The sequence below is a fragment of the Chitinivorax sp. B genome, from assembly GCF_005503445.1.
Taxonomy (GTDB): domain Bacteria; phylum Pseudomonadota; class Gammaproteobacteria; order Burkholderiales; family SCOH01; genus Chitinivorax.
In genome coordinates this window covers 150,508-169,876 of sequence record NZ_SCOH01000002.1, presented here as the reverse complement: position 1 = coordinate 169,876, position 19,369 = coordinate 150,508, and the positions used below count along the sequence as shown (strand labels likewise).

Below are 19,369 nucleotides of genomic sequence, written 5' to 3'. Positions count from 1 at the left end.
TGATTACGCTGGCGAAAGCTTGGCAAACTCCAACATCAGCCATTTGACGCCATGACTACCGCCAAAATTGACTTGTACTCGTGCATCGCTACCTTTACCTTCGTAATCAATGATCACGCCGACCCCAAATTTGGTGTGCAATACACTTTGCCCAATCCGGAAGCTGCTGCCAGTAACGCTTTCCGTGGCGTAACGAGTGCTTTGTCTGCTGGCCAGTGTGGCAAGCTTGGGTGCAGCAGCAGGCTTGTTGAGCCAGTGCAACAGTTTGTCTGGTATTTCCGTAAGAAAGCGCGAAGTGACGTTGTAGCGGGTCTGGCCATGCAACATGCGGCTTTGCGACATGGTGAGGTACAGCTTCTGGCGTGCCCGGGTAATGGCGACGTACATCAACCTGCGTTCTTCTTCCAGGCCAGTAGGGTCGAGCACCGAATTGTCATGTGGGAACAGACCTTCTTCCAAGCCGGTAATAAAAACTGCATTGAATTCCAAGCCTTTGGCTGCGTGCACAGTCATCAATTGCAGCGCATCGGCACCAGCATCGGCTTGGTGATCACCTGCCTCCAGTGACGCATGGGCCAGAAAACCTGTCAAAGAACGATCTTCCGCTTCGGCCAGGTAATTCATCGCAGCATTCATCAATTCATTCAGGTTGTCCAAGCGGTCTTCGCCGTCTTTTTCCGCTTGGTAGAATGTCTGCAACCCGCTTTGTTCCAACATCAGCTCAATCTGTTCTGGTAACGTCAGCCCTTCGCTTCGGCTGCGCATACCTTCCACCAAACCAACAAACTGGGCGACAGCGGCACCACTACGCCCAGTGCCCCCCCCCGCACATGCTGCCTGCCATAGTGATGCGCCAGACAGACGAGCATTGGTCTGAATACCTTCGATCGTGCGTGCGCCGATGCCTCGGGTTGGGAAATTGATGACACGAAGCAAGGCGCCGTCATCATCCGGATTGGCCATTAAACGCAGATACGCCAGTGCGTGCTTGATTTCCTGGCGTTCGAAAAATCGTAACCCACCGTAAACGCGATAAGGCACACCCAGCGAAAACAATTGATGTTCAATCACCCGGGATTGCGCATTGGAACGGTACAGAATCGCCATATCCTGCAAGGCCGTACCTTCTCGTTGCAGCTGACGAACCTCTTCAACCAGGAAGGCTGCTTCGTCCAGATCTGTCGCACCTTCATACACCTTGAGTGGTTGCCCGGCCCCAGCCGATGTCCACAGATTCTTGCCCAGGCGTGTACCATTGTGTTGAATCAGTGCATTCGCCGCATCCAGAATATTGCCGTAAGAACGGTAGTTCTGTTCCAGCTTGATCACATTCTTGACGTGATAATCACGTTCGAAATCAAACATATTGCCAACCAGTGCGCCCCGGAAGGCGTAAATCGACTGGTCATCATCGCCCACTGCAAAAATGGCAGCCTGTTCCCCTGCCAACAATTGCAACCACTGATATTGCAGTCGGTTGGTATCTTGAAATTCGTCCACCAATACATGTTGGAATCGTTCGCGATAATGTTCGCGGAGCATGGCGTTGCGTGTCAGCAGTTCAAAGCAGCGTAACAACAGCTCTGCAAAGTCTACGGCTCCTTCACGTTGGCATTGCTGTTCGTACGCTGCGTACAGTTCCGTCAGTCGGCGAGTGAATTCGTCATGCGCCAACACCTGCACTGCGCGAAGACCTGCATCTTTATTGCCATTAATGAAGTGCTGTAGCTGTTTGGCTGGATATTTTTCGTCATCAATGTTCAGCGCTTTCAACACGCGTTTGATCAACGACAACTGATCCTGACTATCCAAAATCTGGAAGGCTTCCGGCAGGCCAGCTTCCCGATGATGGGCACGCAGCATCCGGTTACAAATGCCGTGAAAGGTGCCAATCCACATGCCACGCGTATTGATTGGCAACATGGCCGAAATCCGCGTCAGCATTTCTTTCGCCGCTTTGTTGGTAAAGGTGACGGCCAGAATACCTTGCGGGCTGACTTGCCCTGTCTGCAACAACCAAGCAATACGTGTGGTCAAAACCCGTGTTTTGCCACTCCCAGCCCCTGCCAGAATCAACGCCGCTTGTTTGGGCAGCGTTACTGCCGCCAATTGCTCAGGATTCAGGCCTTCCAGTAGGGAGCGAGAGGTCATGGTGTATAAAGATACAGGTGGAAAGGTGCGTATTCTACCGTGACTTCAAGCAAAGGCGTGCGGGAAGTATCAAAACAGCTGGGTTTGATTACCGGTGGATGACGCAATCGAGCGGGGGAAATAGGGGTAGAGTGTCTTGTGTGCTTGAGAGTTAGAGCCAATATGGGAACGGGATACACAGGCATTGTTAGGTGAACCGGCAGCAAAGTAGATTGTCTCTCCCCTGGGGAGGTTACGACATTACTTGTTCTCCATAAACTTTGAACACTACATCAAGCTGAAAAGCAAAGGGGCGACTCCTGTATGTACAGATCATCTGTTCTCAGGCTTCTATCTCGACTTGCTGGAATCGCCTCGTGGTAAGTCATGGTGTCATTGATGTTAACGTCAAAATGCCTGTCTGGTGAAATCCTATGCGGGCTGTGAAGAAAGGATCTGCACATAGCCCTGCTGGCTAAGTGTTGTAACCCAGTTGCGGGGCCAGATCACGTTCTGCCTGTTCAAGTAATACACCTCGGCGGTTGGCATAGTCTTCAACCTGGTCTTTGTCGATCTTACCGACAGCAAAGTATTGACTATCCGGATGGCTGAAATAGAAGCCGCTGACTGCAGCGGTTGGAAGCATCGCGTAACCTTCGGTCAGTGTCATGCCGATGCTGGGCGCATCCAATACCTTGAACAAGGCGGTTTTCGCAGTGTGGTCCGGGCAGGCAGGGTAGCCGGGGGCTGGCCGGACGCCGATGTATTGTTCGTCGATCAATTCCTCATTGCTGAGTTGCTCATTGCTGGCGTAGCCCCACAATTCGGTACGGATTTTGGCATGCATCAGTTCGGCAAATGCTTCTGCCAGGCGATCAGCCAATGCTTTGACCATGATAGCGCTATAGTCGTCATTAGCTTGTTCGAATCGCGCTACATGGGGTTCGATGTTCAAGCCGGCGGTTACGGCAAATGCACCCAGGTAGTCTTTCTTACCAGATGATTTCGGGGCAATGAAGTCAGATAGACAATAGTTCGGTTTTCCTTCTGCTTTCTGATTCTGTTGGCGCAGATTGTGCCAAGTCAGCAATGTTTCACCAGTTGCTGGGTCATAGCATTCAATATCGTCCCCCACGGCGTTGGCTGGGAACAGGCCGATGACGCTATTTGCTTGTAGCCAGTTTTCATCAATGATCTGTTTCAGCATCTTCTGCGCATCGGCGAACAGGTTACGGGCTGTTTCGCCGACGACATCATCTTGCAGGATGCGCGGATATTTGCCGAATAATTCCCACGCGTTGAAGAACGGGCTCCAATCGATGTAATTGGCGATGTCAGCTAATGGATAGGCTTCAAACTTGATCACGCCCATCTGTTTGGGGATAGGTGGGGTGTAGTTAGCCCAATCAATTTTGACAGCGTTGTCACGTGCTTTGGTGATCGACAACATCGGCGACTTCTCGCGATTGGCGTGGATGGTACGGATGTTCTCGTACTCGGCAGCAACTTTTTCGACGAAGCCGGTTTTCAATTCGTCCGACAACAAGTTGGAACATACGCCCACTGCGCGGGATGCATCCGGGACATAGACAACCGGGTGCTGATAGTTGGGTGCTATTTTGACGGCGGTGTGTACCTTTGACGTGGTTGCGCCGCCAATCAATAGCGGGATATGGAAACCTTGCCGTGTCATCTCCTTGGCAACATGGCTCATCTCTTCCAAAGAGGGGGTGATCAGGCCAGACAGTCCGATGATGTCTGCACCAACTTCGCGTGCTTTGTCCAAAATGACCTGCGAAGGCACCATCACACCAAGGTCGAACACTTGATAGTTGTTGCAACGTAATACGACGCCAACGATGTTTTTGCCAATGTCGTGCACATCGCCTTTCACCGTCGCCATGATGATCTTGCCTTTTGCCGGCGCATCTTGCAGGCCAAGACGGATCTTTTCTTCTTCAATAAAGGGTTCAAGGTGGGCCACCGCCTGTTTCATGACCCGAGCTGATTTCACCACCTGGGGTAGGAACATCTTGCCAGAACCAAACAAGTCACCGACATGGTTCATGCCGTTCATCAACGGGCCTTCAATCACGTTGATTGGGCGAGGCAGTGACAGACGGGCTTCCTCCGTATCTTCCACGATATAGGTGGTAATGCCTTTTACCAAAGCATGCGTAATACGGTCTTGCAGCGGAGCTTGGCGCCAGCTCAAGTCTTCTGTTTGAGCCTGGGCTGCATCGCCTTTGAATTTCTCGGCCAGAGCAATCAGGTGTTCAGTGCCATCGCCACCATCTTTGGATGGTCGGTTGAGGACTACATCTTCAATACGTTCGCAGAGCTCTGGTGGGATCTCTTCATAGACCTCCAATGCGCCGGCATTGACAATACCCATCGTCATGCCTTGCTTGATGGCGTGGTACAGGAAGACCGCATGAATGGCTTCGCGAACTTTGTTATTGCCGCGGAAAGAGAATGATACGTTCGATACCCCGCCAGAAATCTTGGCATGGGGCAGGTTTTCCTTGATCCAGCCAGTGGCGCGGATGAAATCCAAGCCATATAAGGCGTGTTCCTCAATCCCAGTTGCGATGGCAAAGATGTTTGGGTCGAAGATGATATCTTCCGGAGGGAAGCCAATTTCGTTGACTAGAATGTCGTAAGAGCGTTTGCAGATCTCGATCTTGCGGGCAAAGGTATCGGCTTGGCCTTGCTCATCGAAGGCCATCACAATCACAGCTGCGCCATAACGGCGCACCAATTTGGCGTGATGGACGAATTCGTCGTAGCCTTCCTTCAGCGAGATTGAATTGACGATTCCCTTACCCTGAATACATTTCAGGCCTGCTTCGATCACGCTCCATTTGGAACTGTCAATCATGATCGGCACGCGGGAGATATCTGGCTCGGCCGCAATCAGGTTAAGGAACGTGACCATGGCTTTGTGGGCATCCAGCATACCCTCGTCCATGTTGATGTCGATGACTTGAGCGCCGTTTTCCACCTGTTGGCGCGCCACGTCCAAAGCGGTTGGGTAATTGCCGGCCAGAATCAGCTTGGCGAATGCCTTGGAGCCAGTGACGTTTGTACGTTCACCAACGTTGACGAATAAATCGCGATCGCCAATGTTGAATGGTTCCAAGCCGGAGAGCCGACATTTCTTCTCAATGACAGGCAATTGGCGAGGAGGAATCATTGCCAATGTGTTGGCCATGGCCCGAATGTGATCGGGTGTCGTACCGCAACAACCGCCTACAATGTTCACAAAACCGGATTCCGCCCATTCCTTGACCTGTTCGGCCATGTCTTCCGGGGTCAGATCGTACCCGCCAAAGGCATTGGGCAGGCCGGCATTGGCGTGAACCGAAACGAAAGTGTCAGAAACGCGCGCCATCTCTTCTACATAAGGCCGTAACAGATCAGGCCCCAATGCGCAATTCAACCCCATGCTTAGCGGCTCGGCATGGTTCAAGGAATTGAAGAAAGCTTCAGTCGTTTGACCCGTTAAGGTACGGCCAGATTGGTCGGTGATGGTGCCGGAAATCATCACGGGCAAATCAATGCCATGGACTTCAAAATATTGCTTGATGGCAAAAACGGCAGCCTTGGCATTCAGTGTGTCGAAAATCGTTTCGACCATTAGCAGGTCGGCCCCGCCTTCCACCAAGCCATGGATTGCCTCGGTATAGGCGATAACCAGTTCATCGAAGCTGATGTTCCGATAACCGGGATCGTTGACATCCGGACTGATGGAGCAAGTGCGGTTGGTTGGTCCCAATACCCCTGCACAGAAACGAGGCTTGGACGGATTGCGAGCGGTTTCGGCATCGCAGAGTTCCTTGACCAAGCGGGCCGCTTCGAAATTCAGCTCATGAACCAATTCCTGCATGTCGTAATCGGCCATGGCAACCGATGTACCGTTGAAGGAATTGGTTTCGATGATATCGGCACCAGCATCCAGATAAGCCTGGTGGATGTCGCTGATGATCTGCGGCTGGGTCAGCACCAACAGATCATTATTGCCTTTCAGATCGGAAGGCCAATCCTTGAATCGTTCGCCGCGATAAGCCGCTTCATCCAATTGGTAACGCTGAATCATGGTACCCATGCCCCCATCAAGAATCAGGATGCGGTCAGCGAGCAGGCGTTTCAATTCAGTGGTACGGTTCACGGGCATGGCGGCGACTCTGGCTTGTTGCAAATGAATGAAAGTTCTCAATCTTAGCATGGGCCGAGATGGGCTCCCATGTGCGACTTCGATATGACAAAGGCGAAATGTTATCTGCTAATTCGGATGAGTGAATTTGACATGCCAACCGGCCTGTTTCATCCTTTAGCAAATACTGAAATAAGTAAGATTGTTGGTCAGTTTGTCTCGCACGCCAGCGCTGCCCCGGCCCTCGCTAGATGCTTGATCGACGCGAATGCGGATAGCTTCGCCTGAAATGGGCGAAGGCAGTGGAGGATGTCATGGAAATCAATAGCAGCATACTATGGGCAGGCTGTGCGGTGCTTGTATTGTGCATCATATTTTGGTTAGTCAAACGCCGCCGTATCTGGAATGAGCGATACGGCCCACTCACCAAACTTGATCTCGTTGCAGAAGCAGAGATTCTTCTGCACTACAAGCGGCATTCAGAAGCTGTCCAGCTTTTACTGGAGGCTTTGGTGCGTGATCCGCGTAATATCAATGCCAAGCTATTGCTTTTGCGTTGTTATGCGAAATTGAAGAATCGTGATGAATTTGAGCGAGTTGCTCGCGATGTTTATCCTGCTTTGATCCACAGCAGACTAATTCTATGGGACAAAATTGCCCGTGCAGGCCGTAAGTTGGATCCGGATAATCCACTGTATCAACCTAGTGCCAATACTGATAAAGGACATTCACACGCATGATTGTCTATTTACATGGTTTTATGTCTGGCCCAAGTTCGCATAAGGCTTCTCAACTGAGACAGTTTATGTCAGACCGAGGTAAAGCTGATCAGTTCATCTGTCCTAAGTTATCTCCCTATCCTGCACAAGCTATCACCCAATTAGAAAACTTGCTCAGCAACTTTGTTGATCCACCCTGCTTGATTGGTAGTTCGCTGGGTGGATACTATGCACTCAATCTGGCGGAAAAATTCAATTGTAAGGCTGTTCTGGTTAACCCTGCCATTCGACCCTATGAAGACCTCAATCGTTTTCTTGGGCCACAAATCAGCCCATATACTGGCGAGGCATTTACGCTAACAACTGCACACATCAACGAGTTGAAAGCCATGGAAGTGATGCAGCCTACTCGGCTGGATCGATACTGGTTAATGGTGCAGACTGGCGATGAAGTGCTGGATTATCGTTTGGCGGTTGAGAGATTGTATGGCGCACGTTTGACTATTGAGGAGAGAGGAGATCACTCATTCCAAGGTTTTGAGCGTTTCTTGACGTCAATTGAAGCGTTTTCAATTCAATCTGGATGATTAGATGTTCAGTATATTCGTATTGACGAATTGTTCTGTGATGTGATGAAATCCCGCGCCTTTTTGGCGATAAGTTTTGAGACAGGGATAAGAAGCACATGAAAAAAATCACCACTATGGCAATGGCGGCCAATTTCGCGATCCTGACTGGATGCGCTTCAATTATTGATGGCGGTAGCAGTGTAGTTGAAGTGAAATCGACACCGGAAGGTGCGACTGTGGTCGTGACAGATGAAGCTGGTAGTAAAGTACATAAGGCCGAGACGCCTACCACGATTTCGCTGGCACGAGGCGCTGGCTATTTCAAAGCCAAATCTTATTCAATTGAATTGACCAAAACAGGTTACAAGTCACAAACTATTGAATTGCGTAGTAGCATGAATGGTTGGTATATCGGAAATATCCTGTTTGGAGGCCTGATTGGTTTTCTGGTGGTTGATCCTTTAACTGGTGCAATGTGGAAACTAACACCAGAGAAGATTGATGCGACATTGGACCAAGATGCAGCAAAAGTAACAATGGACGGCGGTCGTACATTGAACATTGTCTTGCTGGAAGATGTGCCAGTGGCAATGCGTAAGGATATGGTTGCACTTAAATAATGAATTTGTTGTATTGAAATAAAAGGGTGGCATTGCCACCCTTTTATTAATTGCTTCGATTATATTTAGTCTAATCTATATTTGGTATGATTCAGCACCTTCTCAGGCAATTGAGTACTACCACCTTTCCCATAATCCACCCATACCAAGACAACATGACCTGTAGCGTACACAGTTTCATCACCATCAATCCGGAATTCATGATCCAACTTTAGGCTGCTTTTGCCTACATGGGTGACAAAGGTCAATAGCTGGATCGTGGCTGGATAGACGAGTTCCTTTTTGAAGTCACAACTGATGTGAGCAATGACAGGACCCATATCGTCGGGATTCAGACTGCAATCAATACTGTCCAGCCAATCGATACGGGCTTGCTCCATATATCGGAAGTAGCAAGTGTTATTCAAATGGCCATAGGGTTCATCATATATACTGTATGTTGTTCAGTATGGATTTGATGGATTTATGGAAAAACCATTTGTTTACAGTTATTTGCGGTTTTCTTCGGCAAAGCAGGCGCTTGGGGGGAGTTCGGATAGGCAAACTACTTATGCCCAGCGATGGGCTGCTGATAGAGGGCTGACACTTGATGAGAGCCTATCGTTAAAGGATGAAGGCTTGTCCGCCTATCATCAAGCTCACGTTAGATTAGGGGCTCTTGGAAGCTTCCTGCGAGCTGTTGAAGATGGACAAATTCCAGCTGGTTCAATCTTGGTAGTGGAAGGATTGGATCGTTTGAGTAGAGCAGAGCCTATACAAGCGCAGGCACAACTGGCCCAGATCATCAATGCCGGTATCACAGTTGTAACTGCATCGGATGGCCGTGAATACAATAGGGAGCGGTTGAAGGTTCAACCTATGGACTTGGTTTACAGTCTTTTGGTGATGATCCGTGCACATGAGGAGTCAGATACAAAAAGTAAACGAGCCAAAGCTTCAATGCACCGACAATGCCAACAATGGATTGCTGGGCAATACCGTGGAATAGTGCGTGGTGGTCGATACCCGCAATGGCTAAGAGTGGTAGATAAAAAGTTTGAAGTTATTCCTGAACGTGTTGAGGCGATAAAAATTGCAATCAAGCTACTAATTGAAGGGTATGGGCATGAGGCCATTACACATAAATTAAGTGCGCTTGGGCTGCAGATTACTGACGTTGGTGTTTCGAAAACATCACTGCGGAAAGTATTGGGTAGAAAAGACTTAATCGGGGTAAACGTATTAAACATCGAAGGTATTGAATATTGTTTGGAGGGGTACTATCCAAGAGTCATATCCGATGATGAGTTTAATGAGCTGCAGAGTGTAATGGCATCACGTCACCGAAAGCAGATTAAAGGGGAAATACCTGCAGTGCTTACTGGGGTCGGTGTTTTGATGTGTGGCTATTGTGGAAAAGCTGTAGTAGGTCAGAACATTCGAGGCGGAAAGCTGGCAGATGGAAAGCCGCGAGACTATTTGAGGCGAGCAATGTGTTCGGGTGAGTATGTTGCTAACAAATGCCCGCATCCGGGTACTTTCAGCATTGGGCCGCTTGAAAGAGCGGTATTGAATTATTGTTCTGATAAGTTTAATTTGTCGCAACTGTTGAAAGGGGATGGAGAAGCTGAGCGGTGTAAGGCTGAAATTAATTCAAAAAACAGTGATTTGAAAAAGTTGGAATTGCAGCTGAAGAGAGTAACGGATGCTTTGCTTGCGGCTGAGGATAATTCGCCGGTTGCTTTCATTCGTAAGGCTCAGGAATTAGAATCGAAAATATTAGAAAGTCAGGCTGAATTACAAATACTTAACCAAAAGCTTGCAAGGCTTGGAAGCAAGAACATTCCCGAGATTGCCAATACTTGGAAGGCACTTGTTGCCGATGCATTAGAGCTAGATTACGAAGCGAGGATGAAATTACGTAAACTAGTATATGACAATTTCGAAAAGATTGTTGTATTCCAATTTGGAGTAATGCCACATCAGACTAGTCCTGAAAAAGTCATGGATATTCTTTTGATTTCGAAGGTTGGTACAACGAGAATGTTGCGAGTAGATCGTAAGTCAGGTGCGTGGATAGCAGGCGAGGACGTTAATATTGGAGGCGTTGACCTACCATCACCAGAACGGGCCAGAAAGCCACGTCGCAATGCCAGTCCAATTAAAGTAATACAAAGCTAGATGCCGAACGTGCGCAACTGCATATGTAGACTGCATGAAAACGCAAGGTTTGCGTGGGCCGACAAATCGTTTGAAGCGCCATAGCTGGCGGCCTTCCCCGGCAATCATACAGCTGCATAAAAAGCCACCCCTTTAGCGCGCGGGCGTGGCGGGGTCACGAGCGCGCGCGCTGAGGTTGAGCCAACGATATTGACTGCGAAAAGTGCAGCATCTAAGCTCCAGCCCCATGAATGAACTGATACCTGTTTATACCGTTAACAGCATCAAGCACGGCGGCTTGTTGGTCGATGCCCGTCTGTTGCATGCTCAATTGCAAGTACAAACACGCTTTGGTAGTTGGATACATCAACGTATCGATGAATACGGCTTCTTCGAAGGTGAAGACTATTATTTGGATGCCTGTGTCAACGATAAGCAAGTTACCGCGAATCTGGGGAACGCGCCTGGTCTACGAAAAGGTGGGCGGCCGATTACCAAATACCACCTCACACTACGCATGGCAATCGAGTTATCCTTGGTCGAGCGTACCGACATTGGCCGTAAGATTCGTCGCTATTTTATCGAGCAGGAACGCACGATACGCCAAATCCAGCCACCGTTCCTATTGGGTGAACGTACACAACAGGGCACCCTACGTGCAACGGATATCCGTCTGATTGCCAAGCTTGCCGAGCAAACGGCCGTCAAGTTAGCCAAGGCAGCGACACCGGGCGAATGGCAGCAACACTTCGATGCATTGACCAGCTACAACACCTTATTGAATCAACCGGCACCGCTGAGCATACGCTTTCCCTGTCCCCCTGATTTGGCCGCAGTATATCGCCGTGAATTTTGGGAGCTGGTGGACGATGTGGAGCTGGCGAAGGTCAATCACAGTGCAAACCGCGCTGAAATTGCAGTCAGCTTGCCCTACCTGAGCCAGCTGGCGAGACAGTACGGCCTAGGTTGGCCGGAACTGGACAAAGCCAAAACGCGTGATGCCATTGAAACCGCGCTGCGGTACGATCCCCGTTATCTACGAAGCGGCCGGATTCAAAGCCGTCTACATCACGGGCAGGCGCCGTTACTGCGCTGTCTGATCTTTTCTGCGTCAGCATGAATGGATGTCGCGGTGCTTTCGCCGTCAGGTGGTTAGCGTGTAGGACGTCGTAAGGAGGGGTAGCAGTGCTACCCGGCTTGGGTTGATCAACGACCGTCATGGGCCGTTTCTGGGATGGCCAGCCGGTAGGCCCCAAAACTCACCACCGTTTCCCCCAACCAGTCATTCAACTCCTGTAACCGCGCCTGCAACGGCACAATCTCATTCTCATAGAACACCTGCGCCGCCTTGCCGGCATCGCCAAAGCCGCCAGTATTGTTCGGCACAATTCCCATCAGCTGCGGCGGTACCCGGTGCGCCGCCAATACATCGTCGCGGGTCACGTTCTTGATGTTGAAGAACTCATCCTTGGCCGCCACTTCGCTGATGGGCATGATCTGGATACCGTCTTTCTTGCCGTTGGGCGCGTACATGAACAGGTTGCGGAAGTTGCCGGGGCCTTTGCTGTCTTTCAAGGCAGTGCGCAGCGCATCCACGTCGGCTGGGTTCTGCGCGGCATCGGTCATGTACAGGATGAAGCCGGCATGCGAGCCGTTCAGATAGTATTTGCGCCGAAACAACGTGGCGCTTTCGTTGAGCCAGGCGCTGTTCAGCGCCGCCAGGTATTCTGGCAGCCCATACACTTCCTGATTGATATCCGGCTCCAGCAGGTGGAACACGTCGCCTAGTTGTGTGGCTTGTTGGACACTGGGTACCCACCAATACTGATCCAGTTCCACCCCACGCCGTACGAACTTGGCCGGGGCCGGGTCCAGCTTGATCACCCCGCCCAGCCGATTGCACTGTTTTTCCAGATACAGATTGCCAAAGATCAGAAAATCCTGCACCAATTGCTGAAACGCCGAGCGGCTCAACCACGGGTGCGGCTGGTAGGTACTGACCAGCACATTGCGTTTCACCGCCAATGCGCTGGAGTGATGGACCGAAGCCCGCCAGCTACGGGCCAAGCCTTCCCAACTGATCGGCGGCTCGTACCATTGACCGGCATGGCCGCATTCCAGATAGTCCAAGATTTCACGTCGATCCAGTACCGGCATTGGGTCGCCAAAGCTGAACGCCTCGATGGGGGCCGGCAGTGCTGCGGGGGTGGGGTGACTCGGTGAAGTGGTGCGGGTATTGCGTTTGGCGCGTGCCATCTCAATAAATCTCCAAAATACTGCCATTGGTGGCGGTCGCGCCTTCCAAGGGCTCGTTGAACAGGGCGTGCATGGTGGCCCAGGCCAGATCGGCATGGCTCACGTCTTCTGAACGACCGGCCACATAGGTGGCTTGGCGACCGCTGGCGGTCAGGGTCTTCTTGATCGCCATGAATGAGGCTGGGATATCGGTATGGCCGGCATCGAACTGCAGGCGACCGTTCTGAATGATGTTCAGTGCTTTCAACACCAGCTTGGTTTTGAGTTCCACGTTGTAGCTGAATGCGACCGTATCCGGGCGGAACTGCTTGACCAGTTGATACACCGCCGAACCGATGCTGGTGGTATCCATGCCCAGATAGGTGACGTTGAAGCGTTGGCAGCTCTGGCGGATAAAGTCGGCTTGCGCTTCGTAGTCCGCGCCCTTGAACTGGTGCCGTTCCAGAATCCGGAACGGTCCACCCGGTACCGCAGGCGGTGCCACGATCACCAACCCAGCGCTATCGCCTTTATCCGTGCCGCCATTCGGGTCATACCCCAACCACACTTCGCGCTGCCCGAATGGGCGCAGGCTGAACGGCTTCCAGTCGGTCCACAGCTCCCAGCTATCCACCATACAGCGCTGCAGCGCAGTGAAACTGAACACGCTGTTGCCATCATCGATGAACTGGCACTGGAACAACTGGGCGAATTCATCCGGGCTGTATTCCCGTTTTAGTTGATCGAGGTCGAACAGATCGCAACCATGTCTGAGTGCATCCTCAATCGTAACGATCTGCCGCCATTGGCCATCTTCACAACGGCGACCCGCCGCTAAGGCGGCATGGCTGATGTCGAGCCGGATCTGCTCCGCCTTGGCGCGGCCTCGGTTATAGAGTGCACCCGACCAGAACGGATACGCCTCATGCGACAGCGCACTGGGCGTACTGAAATAGGTCTGCCGCCAGCGCTTCTGCGACGCCATCCCCGACGCCACCTTGCGCAGTTCCTGGTAGCGCGGAATCCAGAAATACTCATCCAGATACAGATTGCCGTGATAGCTCTGCGCGGTGCGGCTGTTGGTGCCCAAGAAGATCAGTTCCGCCTCGTTCGGCAGCTTGATCACCTCGCCTTTCAGCTCGATGTCCGCCACCTTGGCGAAGTCCACGATATAGCTACGAAACTGGAACGCCTGGGCTTTGGACGCCGACAGAAAAATCTGATTGCGGCCGGTGTCCAATGCATCCAGCAGCGCTTCCCGCGCAAAGTAGTAGGTGGCGCCGATCTGCCGGCTCTTTAGCAGATTGCGGATTCGTTCGGTTTGCCCGGCGCGGTACCACGTGCGCTGGTAGTCAAACAGACTGTCAAAGAACGCATCGCGCAAGGTCTGGTGTTGCGCCTCACTGATGGCGTTTTTGCTGGGCGGCCGTTTGGGGTTGGCGTTGCGGTTAGTCAGCTTCGGGTTCAGGTCGGTTGCCTTGCCGGTCTGTTGGTACTTGCCGACCCGCGCCAGTCGTTCCAGCTGTCGGCCGAGCAGGTCGATTTCTTTGTAGTCGCGTCCCTCCTTGGTGTCTTTGGCAATCAACTGCTGCAGCCGGGTTTCGATGGCCACCGCAATCCGTTCGGTGGGGTCGGTGTCGTGCCAACCATCGCGCCGTTTCCAGCTGTGCACGGTGGCGGGTTTCACACCCAGTTGCTGGGCAATGCGCGCAATGCGCCAGCCCTGCCAGTACAGCGCCCGTGCGTGGCGGCGGGGGTCAAAGTCGAATGGGGAAAGGGGCGATGTGGTCATGCTGGGCAGTTTGCCGCGTGCGCACACAAATTCCCCGCGTTGGCCGTTGTGCCACCAGCACTGACAACCAGCGTCGATTGAGGCAGGGCCAGGGGTGCGGCACGATGACGATATCGACAACATCCACCCACAGGACACCGCGACATGGCTGGTAAATCCAAACAATTTCGTATCGCCACCGAAGGCGCCACCACTGATGGCCGGGTCATCGAACGCCAATGGCTGACTCAGATGGCGGCCAACTACGACCCGAAGACATACGGCGCACGGGTCAACCTGGAACACATCAAGGGCTTCACCCCGGATAGCCCGTTCAAACGCTATGGTGATGTGTTGTCACTGAGTACCCAGGAAGACGCTGACGGCAAGTTGGCGCTGTATGCGGTGATCGACCCCACCGACGAGCTGATTGCGATGACCAAGGCACGGCAAAAGGTCTACACCTCGATGGAAGTGCGCACCGACTTTGCCGATACCGGCGAAGCCTATCTGGTGGGGCTGGCGGTGACCGATGACCCGGCCAGCCTCGGCACCGAGATGCTGCAATTCAGCGCCACCGCCAAACATAACCCGCTGGCCAGCCGTAAATCCCACCCCGACAACCTGTTCAGTGAGGCGGTGGCATTCCAGTTGGAACTGGACACCGCCGACAGCCAAGGCTTGCTGGACAGCTTCAGCAGCAAGATCAAAGCACTGTTGAAAGGCAATCAACAGGCGAATGACCAGCAATTCGACGACTTGCAAAGCGCGGTCGAGGTGATTGCCGACAGTCAGCGCGAGGTGTTGGCCGACTTCACCAGCCTGCAAGCCACCCGCCAGGAACTCACCACGCTGCAAGCCCAGTTCAAGCAGCTGTCGGCCGACCATGCCGCCCTGGTGCAACAACTGAGCCAGCAACCCAGCCAACCCAGCCGCCCCCGGACTGCGGGTGGTGGTGGCCCAGCCCATGAGACCGACTGCTAAGCCACCCCGATAACAATTGAGACCCTGATTCATGAGAAACGATACCCGCAAGCAATTTGAAGCCTATAGCGCCAAGGTGGCGCAATTGAATGGGGTGGCCAATGCAGAGAAATCCTTTGCGGTGGCACCCAGCGTGCAGCAGAAGCTGGAAACCCGCATTCAGCTGTCCAGCGAATTCCTGTCCAAGATCAACGTCATTGGCGTACGTGATCTGGAAGGCGAAAAGCTGGGCCTGGGCGTAATCGGCACCATTGCCGGTCGTACCAAGACCAGCCCGAGCAAGAAACGCCAACCGCGTTCGATGGCGGATTTCACATCCGGCAAATACCGTTGCGAAAAAACCGATTTCGATACCGCCATTCCCTATGCCCAGTTGGATCAATGGGCCAAGTTTCCGGAATTCCAGACCAAGCTGCGCGATGTGATCATCAAACAGCAGGCGCTGGACCGCATCATGATTGGTTTCAACGGCAGCAGTGCAGCCGACGAAACCAACCGCGACACCAACCCCTTGCTACAGGACGTCAACAAGGGCTGGTTGCAGCAATACCGCGACAACGCCCCGGCGCGGGTGATGAAAGAAGTCAAAGCCGCTTCCGGCAAGGTGATGATTGGCAAGGAGGTGGCCAAGGCAGATGGCTATAAGAACCTGGATGCGCTGGTGTTCGATGCCACGCAAAGCTTGATTCATGAGGTGTTCGCCGAGCATCCGGATTTGGTGGTGATCGTCGGCCGTGACCTGCTGGCGGACAAGTATTTCCCGATCCTGAACAAGGACAACCCGCCCACTGAGCAAATGGCGGCCGATCTGGTGATCAGTCAGAAACGCATTGGCGGGCTGCCAGCGGTACGGGCGCCGTTCATGCCCGCCGGCAAGATGCTGATTACCACGCTGTCGAATCTGTCCCTCTACTACCAAGAGGACGCACGCCGCCGTCATGTGCGGGAAGAGCCGGACTACAACCAGATTGCCAACTACGAATCCAGCAATGATGCCTATGTGGTGGAGTGCTACGAAGCCGGTTGCCTGATCGAAAACATCACCCTGGTGGACGCATGATCTCGCCTGCCCGTGCCCATTTCATCCGCGTGACCGCAGCCTTGGCGGCGGAATCCGCCCAGGCGAATGCACCGCTGCAGGATTGCAGCCAGTACGAACTGATGCTGCTCAAGCTCAACGACGACCGGCGCCGCCTGAAGGGCGTGCAGTCCACCGAAGCCAAGGCCGCCTTGAAGCGCGAACTGTTGCCGGATTACGCACCCTGGATTGAAGGGGTGCTTGCAGCCGGCCACGGCGCGCAAGACGACGTGCTGATGACCATCATGCTATGGCGTATCGATGCCGGCGACTATGCCGCAGCGTTGGCGATTGCCGACTATGCCATTCGTTACCAATTGGCGATGCCGGATCAGTTTGCGCGGACCACTGCCACCGTGATTGCCGAAGAACTGGCCGACGCCGCCAAGCGTGCCCGCGATGGCCAGCAGCCCTTTGACGTGACGGTGCTGTTGGCCACCGCCGAGCTGACCCAGGCCCAGGACATGCCCGACCAAGTCAGAGCCAAGCTGCATAAGGAAATCGGCCTGTTACTGGAGCCAACCGACCCGGCCAGCGCCTTACAACACCTGACCCGCGCCAAGCAACTGCATGACAAGGTCGGGGTGGTGAAGGATATCGAGCGGCTGCAAAAGCTGACCAAACAACCCACTGACCGCCAATCGGTGGTCAGTGGTTAACCGAGCGTACCCCGCAACCCGGACGGCAGCGGGTGGCGAGCATCAAGGATGTCTCAAAACCCGCTCCACCGTCCCCACTCAGGGACTGACACGATGATGATTCAACCCACCACCAGCCCACCAGCCGACAGCCTGCCGATTCAGGCCGGATCGTTCTGGCCAGTGGTAACGCTGGATCAGCTGCGCAAGGCGATGCGGCTGGATGGCACCGTCACCAACGAGCGCTTGCGCATGGCGCTGATCGAAGCCATCGCCAGCGTCAACGGCGACTTGGCCAGCTGGCGGCAACGCCAACAGGCGCAAGGCTTCGCCAGCTTGGCCACGGTACCCGCCGAACCAATCGATGGCCAATCGGTGCTGGTGCAACGCTGGTTACGGGCCGTGTATTGCCTGGCGGTGGCCAATGTCACCGAACGCTACCGCAGTTTCGATGCCACCGGCGCCGGCCACCAGCAAGCCGACCGCCTGGACAGCACGGTGGACGACCTACGCCGCGATAGCCGTTGGGCGGTCACCGACCTGCTGGGCATCGGCCGCAGCACGGTGGCGCTGATCTGATGGCGACCGTCATCGCGCTACAAGGCGATACCGTGGACCTGCTGTGCTGGCGCCATCTCGGCCGCACCGGTGGCGTCACGGAACGGGTATTGGCCCGCAATCCGGGCCTGGCCGAGCTGGGGCCGGTGTTGCCGTTGGGGACACAGGTCACGCTGCCGGATCGCCCGGTATCGGTCCCTGTCCGACCACTGATCAATTTATGGGATTAAACATGACTGAACCTGCAAGCAGTACCGCCACGCTGGCATTAACCGGCGCCAGCCTACTGGCCTTGTTTCCCGGCCTGGATGCTGGCGCCGTACTGGGCGCCTTTGCCGGGGGCGCGGTGTTTGTGATGTCGAGCAATGAACTCGGCACGCTGCGCAAACTGGCGTTTCTCGGGCTGGCGATGATTGCCGGCCTCGTTGCGGCACCGACTGCGGCCGCACTACTGGGCAGCTTCCTGCCGACCGGGGTGACCGTGTCGGCTGGGGTCGGGGCGCTGTTGGCGTCTGCCGTGGTGATCAAGCTGCTGATCTGGCTGATCCAGCAAGCCGACCCGCGCACGCTGTTCAACCAACTGAGGGGCAAGTAACCATGTTGGAATTGTTGAATGCCGCACTGTGCGCGTTGGCCTGTGGCCGCCTGCTGTTGTACACCCGCCGCAGCGTGCACCGCCCGTGGGCCAGTGTGCTGGCCTATGGGCTGAGCGTGGCGTTGGCGGCGCAGGTGGTGATGCCGCTGTGGGGCGTGCCGGTCGTCACCGGTTGGCCGCAATTACTGATCAATAGCTTGCTGTGTCTGGCCATTCTGGCGGTCGGCGGCAACGTGGTGGATCTGTTCCGCCCGGCCGATGCCGATCAGCACAGCGGGCTGTTACGGTTACTGAGAAAAGAAACATGGATCTGATGTTACGAATCGGCGATGTCGGTCAAGCCGTGGCCGACCTGCAACGCCAATTGAATGAACACGGCGCCCAACTGGCCATCGATGGCTGGTTTGGCGAGGCCACCCGCGACGCGGTCAAACAGCTGCAAGCTCAGGCTGGGTTGGTGGTGGATGGGATGGCCGGCCTCAAAACCCGTGAAGCCCTGACTGGCCAACCCAACCCCAAGCGCTTGCGTGAGGCGGATTTGATCGCGGCAGCGGCACAACTGGGCGTATCGCTGGCGGCGATTAAAGCGGTTAACCAAGTGGAATCCCGTGGTTCTGGTTTCTTGCCGGATGGCCGACCTGTCATTTTGGTGGAACGGCATATTGCCTACCGACAGGCCGAAGCCGCTGGGCTGGATGTACAAGCGCTACAGCAACGCTATCCGACCCTGATCAACCCGATGCGCGGCGGTTATGTTGGCAGATCAGCAGAATGGGTGCGGTTTGAAGGCATCCAGCAGATTGCCAATGAACAAGTGGCAATTGAAGCCTGCAGCTGGGGGCTGTTTCAGATCATGGGCTATCACTGGCAGCGTTTAGGCTATGACTCGGCACAAGCCTTCCGCACCGCGATGGAAGCCAGCGAAGCCGCGCAGCTGGATGCGTTTATACGCTTCCTGCAAGCGGATGCCGTTTTGCTCAAAGCCCTGAAAGCCCGCCGTTGGGCCGAGTTCGCCAAGCTGTATAACGGGCCGGCGTACAAGGCCAATCTGTATGACGTGAAGCTCGCGCAAGCGTTTGCGGAGGCAGAAGGGACAAGCGATGTTCAGTAATCCGATTCGTTTAATGTTGATCAGTAGTGGGCTGTTGGCCGGGGTGATCCTGTGGCGTGCCAATGC

The 19,369-nt window shown here is 53.9% G+C and carries 18 protein-coding genes; 13 read left to right on the top strand and 5 right to left on the bottom strand.

Features of this window, described 5'->3' with window-relative positions:
* Positions 1–3 precede the first annotated feature (3 nt).
* Positions 4–2,151, bottom strand: a complete 2,148-nt coding sequence (locus FFS57_RS02245) for a UvrD-helicase domain-containing protein (protein WP_137936127.1) — start codon at positions 2,149–2,151, stop codon at positions 4–6.
* A gap of 454 nt (positions 2,152–2,605) precedes the next feature.
* Positions 2,606–6,307: a methionine synthase gene (gene metH / locus FFS57_RS02240; protein ID WP_137936126.1), complete on the bottom strand. Its 3,702-nt coding sequence runs from the start codon at positions 6,305–6,307 to the stop codon at positions 2,606–2,608.
* 293 nt (positions 6,308–6,600) lie between these two features.
* On the opposite strand from metH, the gene FFS57_RS02235 reads away from it, so the two are divergent.
* The 3 genes from FFS57_RS02235 (at position 6,601) to FFS57_RS02225 (ending at position 8,194) form a co-directional block, all read left to right on the top strand.
* The gene (locus FFS57_RS02235) at positions 6,601–7,026 is read left to right on the top strand and encodes a type IV pilus assembly protein FimV (protein WP_137936125.1); all 426 of its coding nucleotides are present in this window, start codon (positions 6,601–6,603) and stop codon (positions 7,024–7,026) included.
* The gene (locus FFS57_RS02230) at positions 7,023–7,592 is read left to right on the top strand and encodes a YqiA/YcfP family alpha/beta fold hydrolase (RefSeq protein WP_137936124.1); all 570 of its coding nucleotides are present in this window, start codon (positions 7,023–7,025) and stop codon (positions 7,590–7,592) included. Before FFS57_RS02235 ends, FFS57_RS02230 begins: the two co-directional genes overlap by 4 nt.
* A 98-nt stretch (positions 7,593–7,690) precedes the next feature.
* A complete protein-coding gene (locus FFS57_RS02225; RefSeq protein ID WP_137936123.1) occupies positions 7,691–8,194 on the top strand; it encodes a hypothetical protein in 504 nt (167 codons plus the stop codon).
* A 65-nt stretch (positions 8,195–8,259) separates the two neighbouring features.
* Here FFS57_RS02225 and FFS57_RS26225 read toward each other — a convergent pair whose 3' ends face one another.
* Positions 8,260–8,601: an acyl-CoA thioesterase gene (locus tag FFS57_RS26225; RefSeq protein ID WP_137936122.1), complete on the bottom strand. Its 342-nt coding sequence runs from the start codon at positions 8,599–8,601 to the stop codon at positions 8,260–8,262.
* 58 nt (positions 8,602–8,659) lie between these two features.
* Between FFS57_RS26225 and FFS57_RS02215 the strand changes: the two genes are divergently transcribed.
* The gene (locus FFS57_RS02215) at positions 8,660–10,354 is read left to right on the top strand and encodes a recombinase family protein (RefSeq protein WP_137936121.1); all 1,695 of its coding nucleotides are present in this window, start codon (positions 8,660–8,662) and stop codon (positions 10,352–10,354) included.
* 226 nt (positions 10,355–10,580) lie between these two features.
* Complete coding sequence (locus FFS57_RS02210; RefSeq protein ID WP_137936120.1) at positions 10,581–11,453, top strand: antA/AntB antirepressor family protein; 873 nt, start codon at positions 10,581–10,583, stop codon at positions 11,451–11,453.
* An 86-nt stretch (positions 11,454–11,539) separates the two neighbouring features.
* On the opposite strand, the gene FFS57_RS02205 is transcribed toward FFS57_RS02210, so the two are convergent.
* Complete coding sequence (locus FFS57_RS02205; RefSeq protein WP_137936119.1) at positions 11,540–12,589, bottom strand: phage portal protein; 1,050 nt, start codon at positions 12,587–12,589, stop codon at positions 11,540–11,542.
* Between the two features lies 1 nt (position 12,590).
* Positions 12,591–14,360 (bottom strand): terminase ATPase subunit family protein, encoded by a 1,770-nt coding sequence (locus FFS57_RS02200; RefSeq protein ID WP_137936118.1) that lies wholly within the window; start codon positions 14,358–14,360, stop codon positions 12,591–12,593.
* A 144-nt stretch (positions 14,361–14,504) separates the two neighbouring features.
* Here FFS57_RS02200 and FFS57_RS02195 point away from each other — a divergent pair, with 144 nt between their 5' ends.
* The 8 genes from FFS57_RS02195 to FFS57_RS02160 all read left to right on the top strand — a co-directional run bounded on the left by FFS57_RS02195 (position 14,505) and on the right by FFS57_RS02160 (position 19,303).
* Positions 14,505–15,323: a GPO family capsid scaffolding protein gene (locus tag FFS57_RS02195; RefSeq protein ID WP_137936117.1), complete on the top strand. Its 819-nt coding sequence runs from the start codon at positions 14,505–14,507 to the stop codon at positions 15,321–15,323.
* Positions 15,324–15,354: 31 nt separating this feature from the next.
* On the top strand, positions 15,355–16,383 hold the full coding sequence (locus FFS57_RS02190) for a phage major capsid protein, P2 family (RefSeq protein ID WP_137936116.1): 1,029 nt from the start codon (positions 15,355–15,357) through the stop codon (positions 16,381–16,383).
* Positions 16,380–17,060, top strand: a complete 681-nt coding sequence (gene gpM / locus FFS57_RS02185; RefSeq protein ID WP_137936115.1) for a phage terminase small subunit — start codon at positions 16,380–16,382, stop codon at positions 17,058–17,060. Before FFS57_RS02190 ends, gpM begins: the two co-directional genes overlap by 4 nt.
* A gap of 93 nt (positions 17,061–17,153) precedes the next feature.
* The gene (locus FFS57_RS02180; RefSeq protein WP_249383849.1) at positions 17,154–17,618 is read left to right on the top strand and encodes a head completion/stabilization protein; all 465 of its coding nucleotides are present in this window, start codon (positions 17,154–17,156) and stop codon (positions 17,616–17,618) included.
* Positions 17,618–17,827: a tail protein X gene (locus FFS57_RS02175; RefSeq protein WP_137936114.1), complete on the top strand. Its 210-nt coding sequence runs from the start codon at positions 17,618–17,620 to the stop codon at positions 17,825–17,827. Before FFS57_RS02180 ends, FFS57_RS02175 begins: the two co-directional genes overlap by 1 nt.
* A gap of 2 nt (positions 17,828–17,829) precedes the next feature.
* Positions 17,830–18,192 carry a putative holin gene (locus tag FFS57_RS02170; RefSeq protein ID WP_137936113.1) on the top strand — a complete coding sequence of 121 codons (363 nt, stop codon included), beginning with the start codon at positions 17,830–17,832 and terminating at the stop codon, positions 18,190–18,192.
* A gap of 2 nt (positions 18,193–18,194) precedes the next feature.
* Positions 18,195–18,506, top strand: a complete 312-nt coding sequence (locus FFS57_RS02165; protein ID WP_137936112.1) for a phage holin family protein — start codon at positions 18,195–18,197, stop codon at positions 18,504–18,506.
* Entirely contained in the window at positions 18,497–19,303 is an 807-nt protein-coding gene (locus FFS57_RS02160) for an N-acetylmuramidase domain-containing protein (protein ID WP_137936111.1), read from the top strand. Before FFS57_RS02165 ends, FFS57_RS02160 begins: the two co-directional genes overlap by 10 nt.
* The last annotated feature ends 66 nt before the right edge of the window (positions 19,304–19,369 follow it).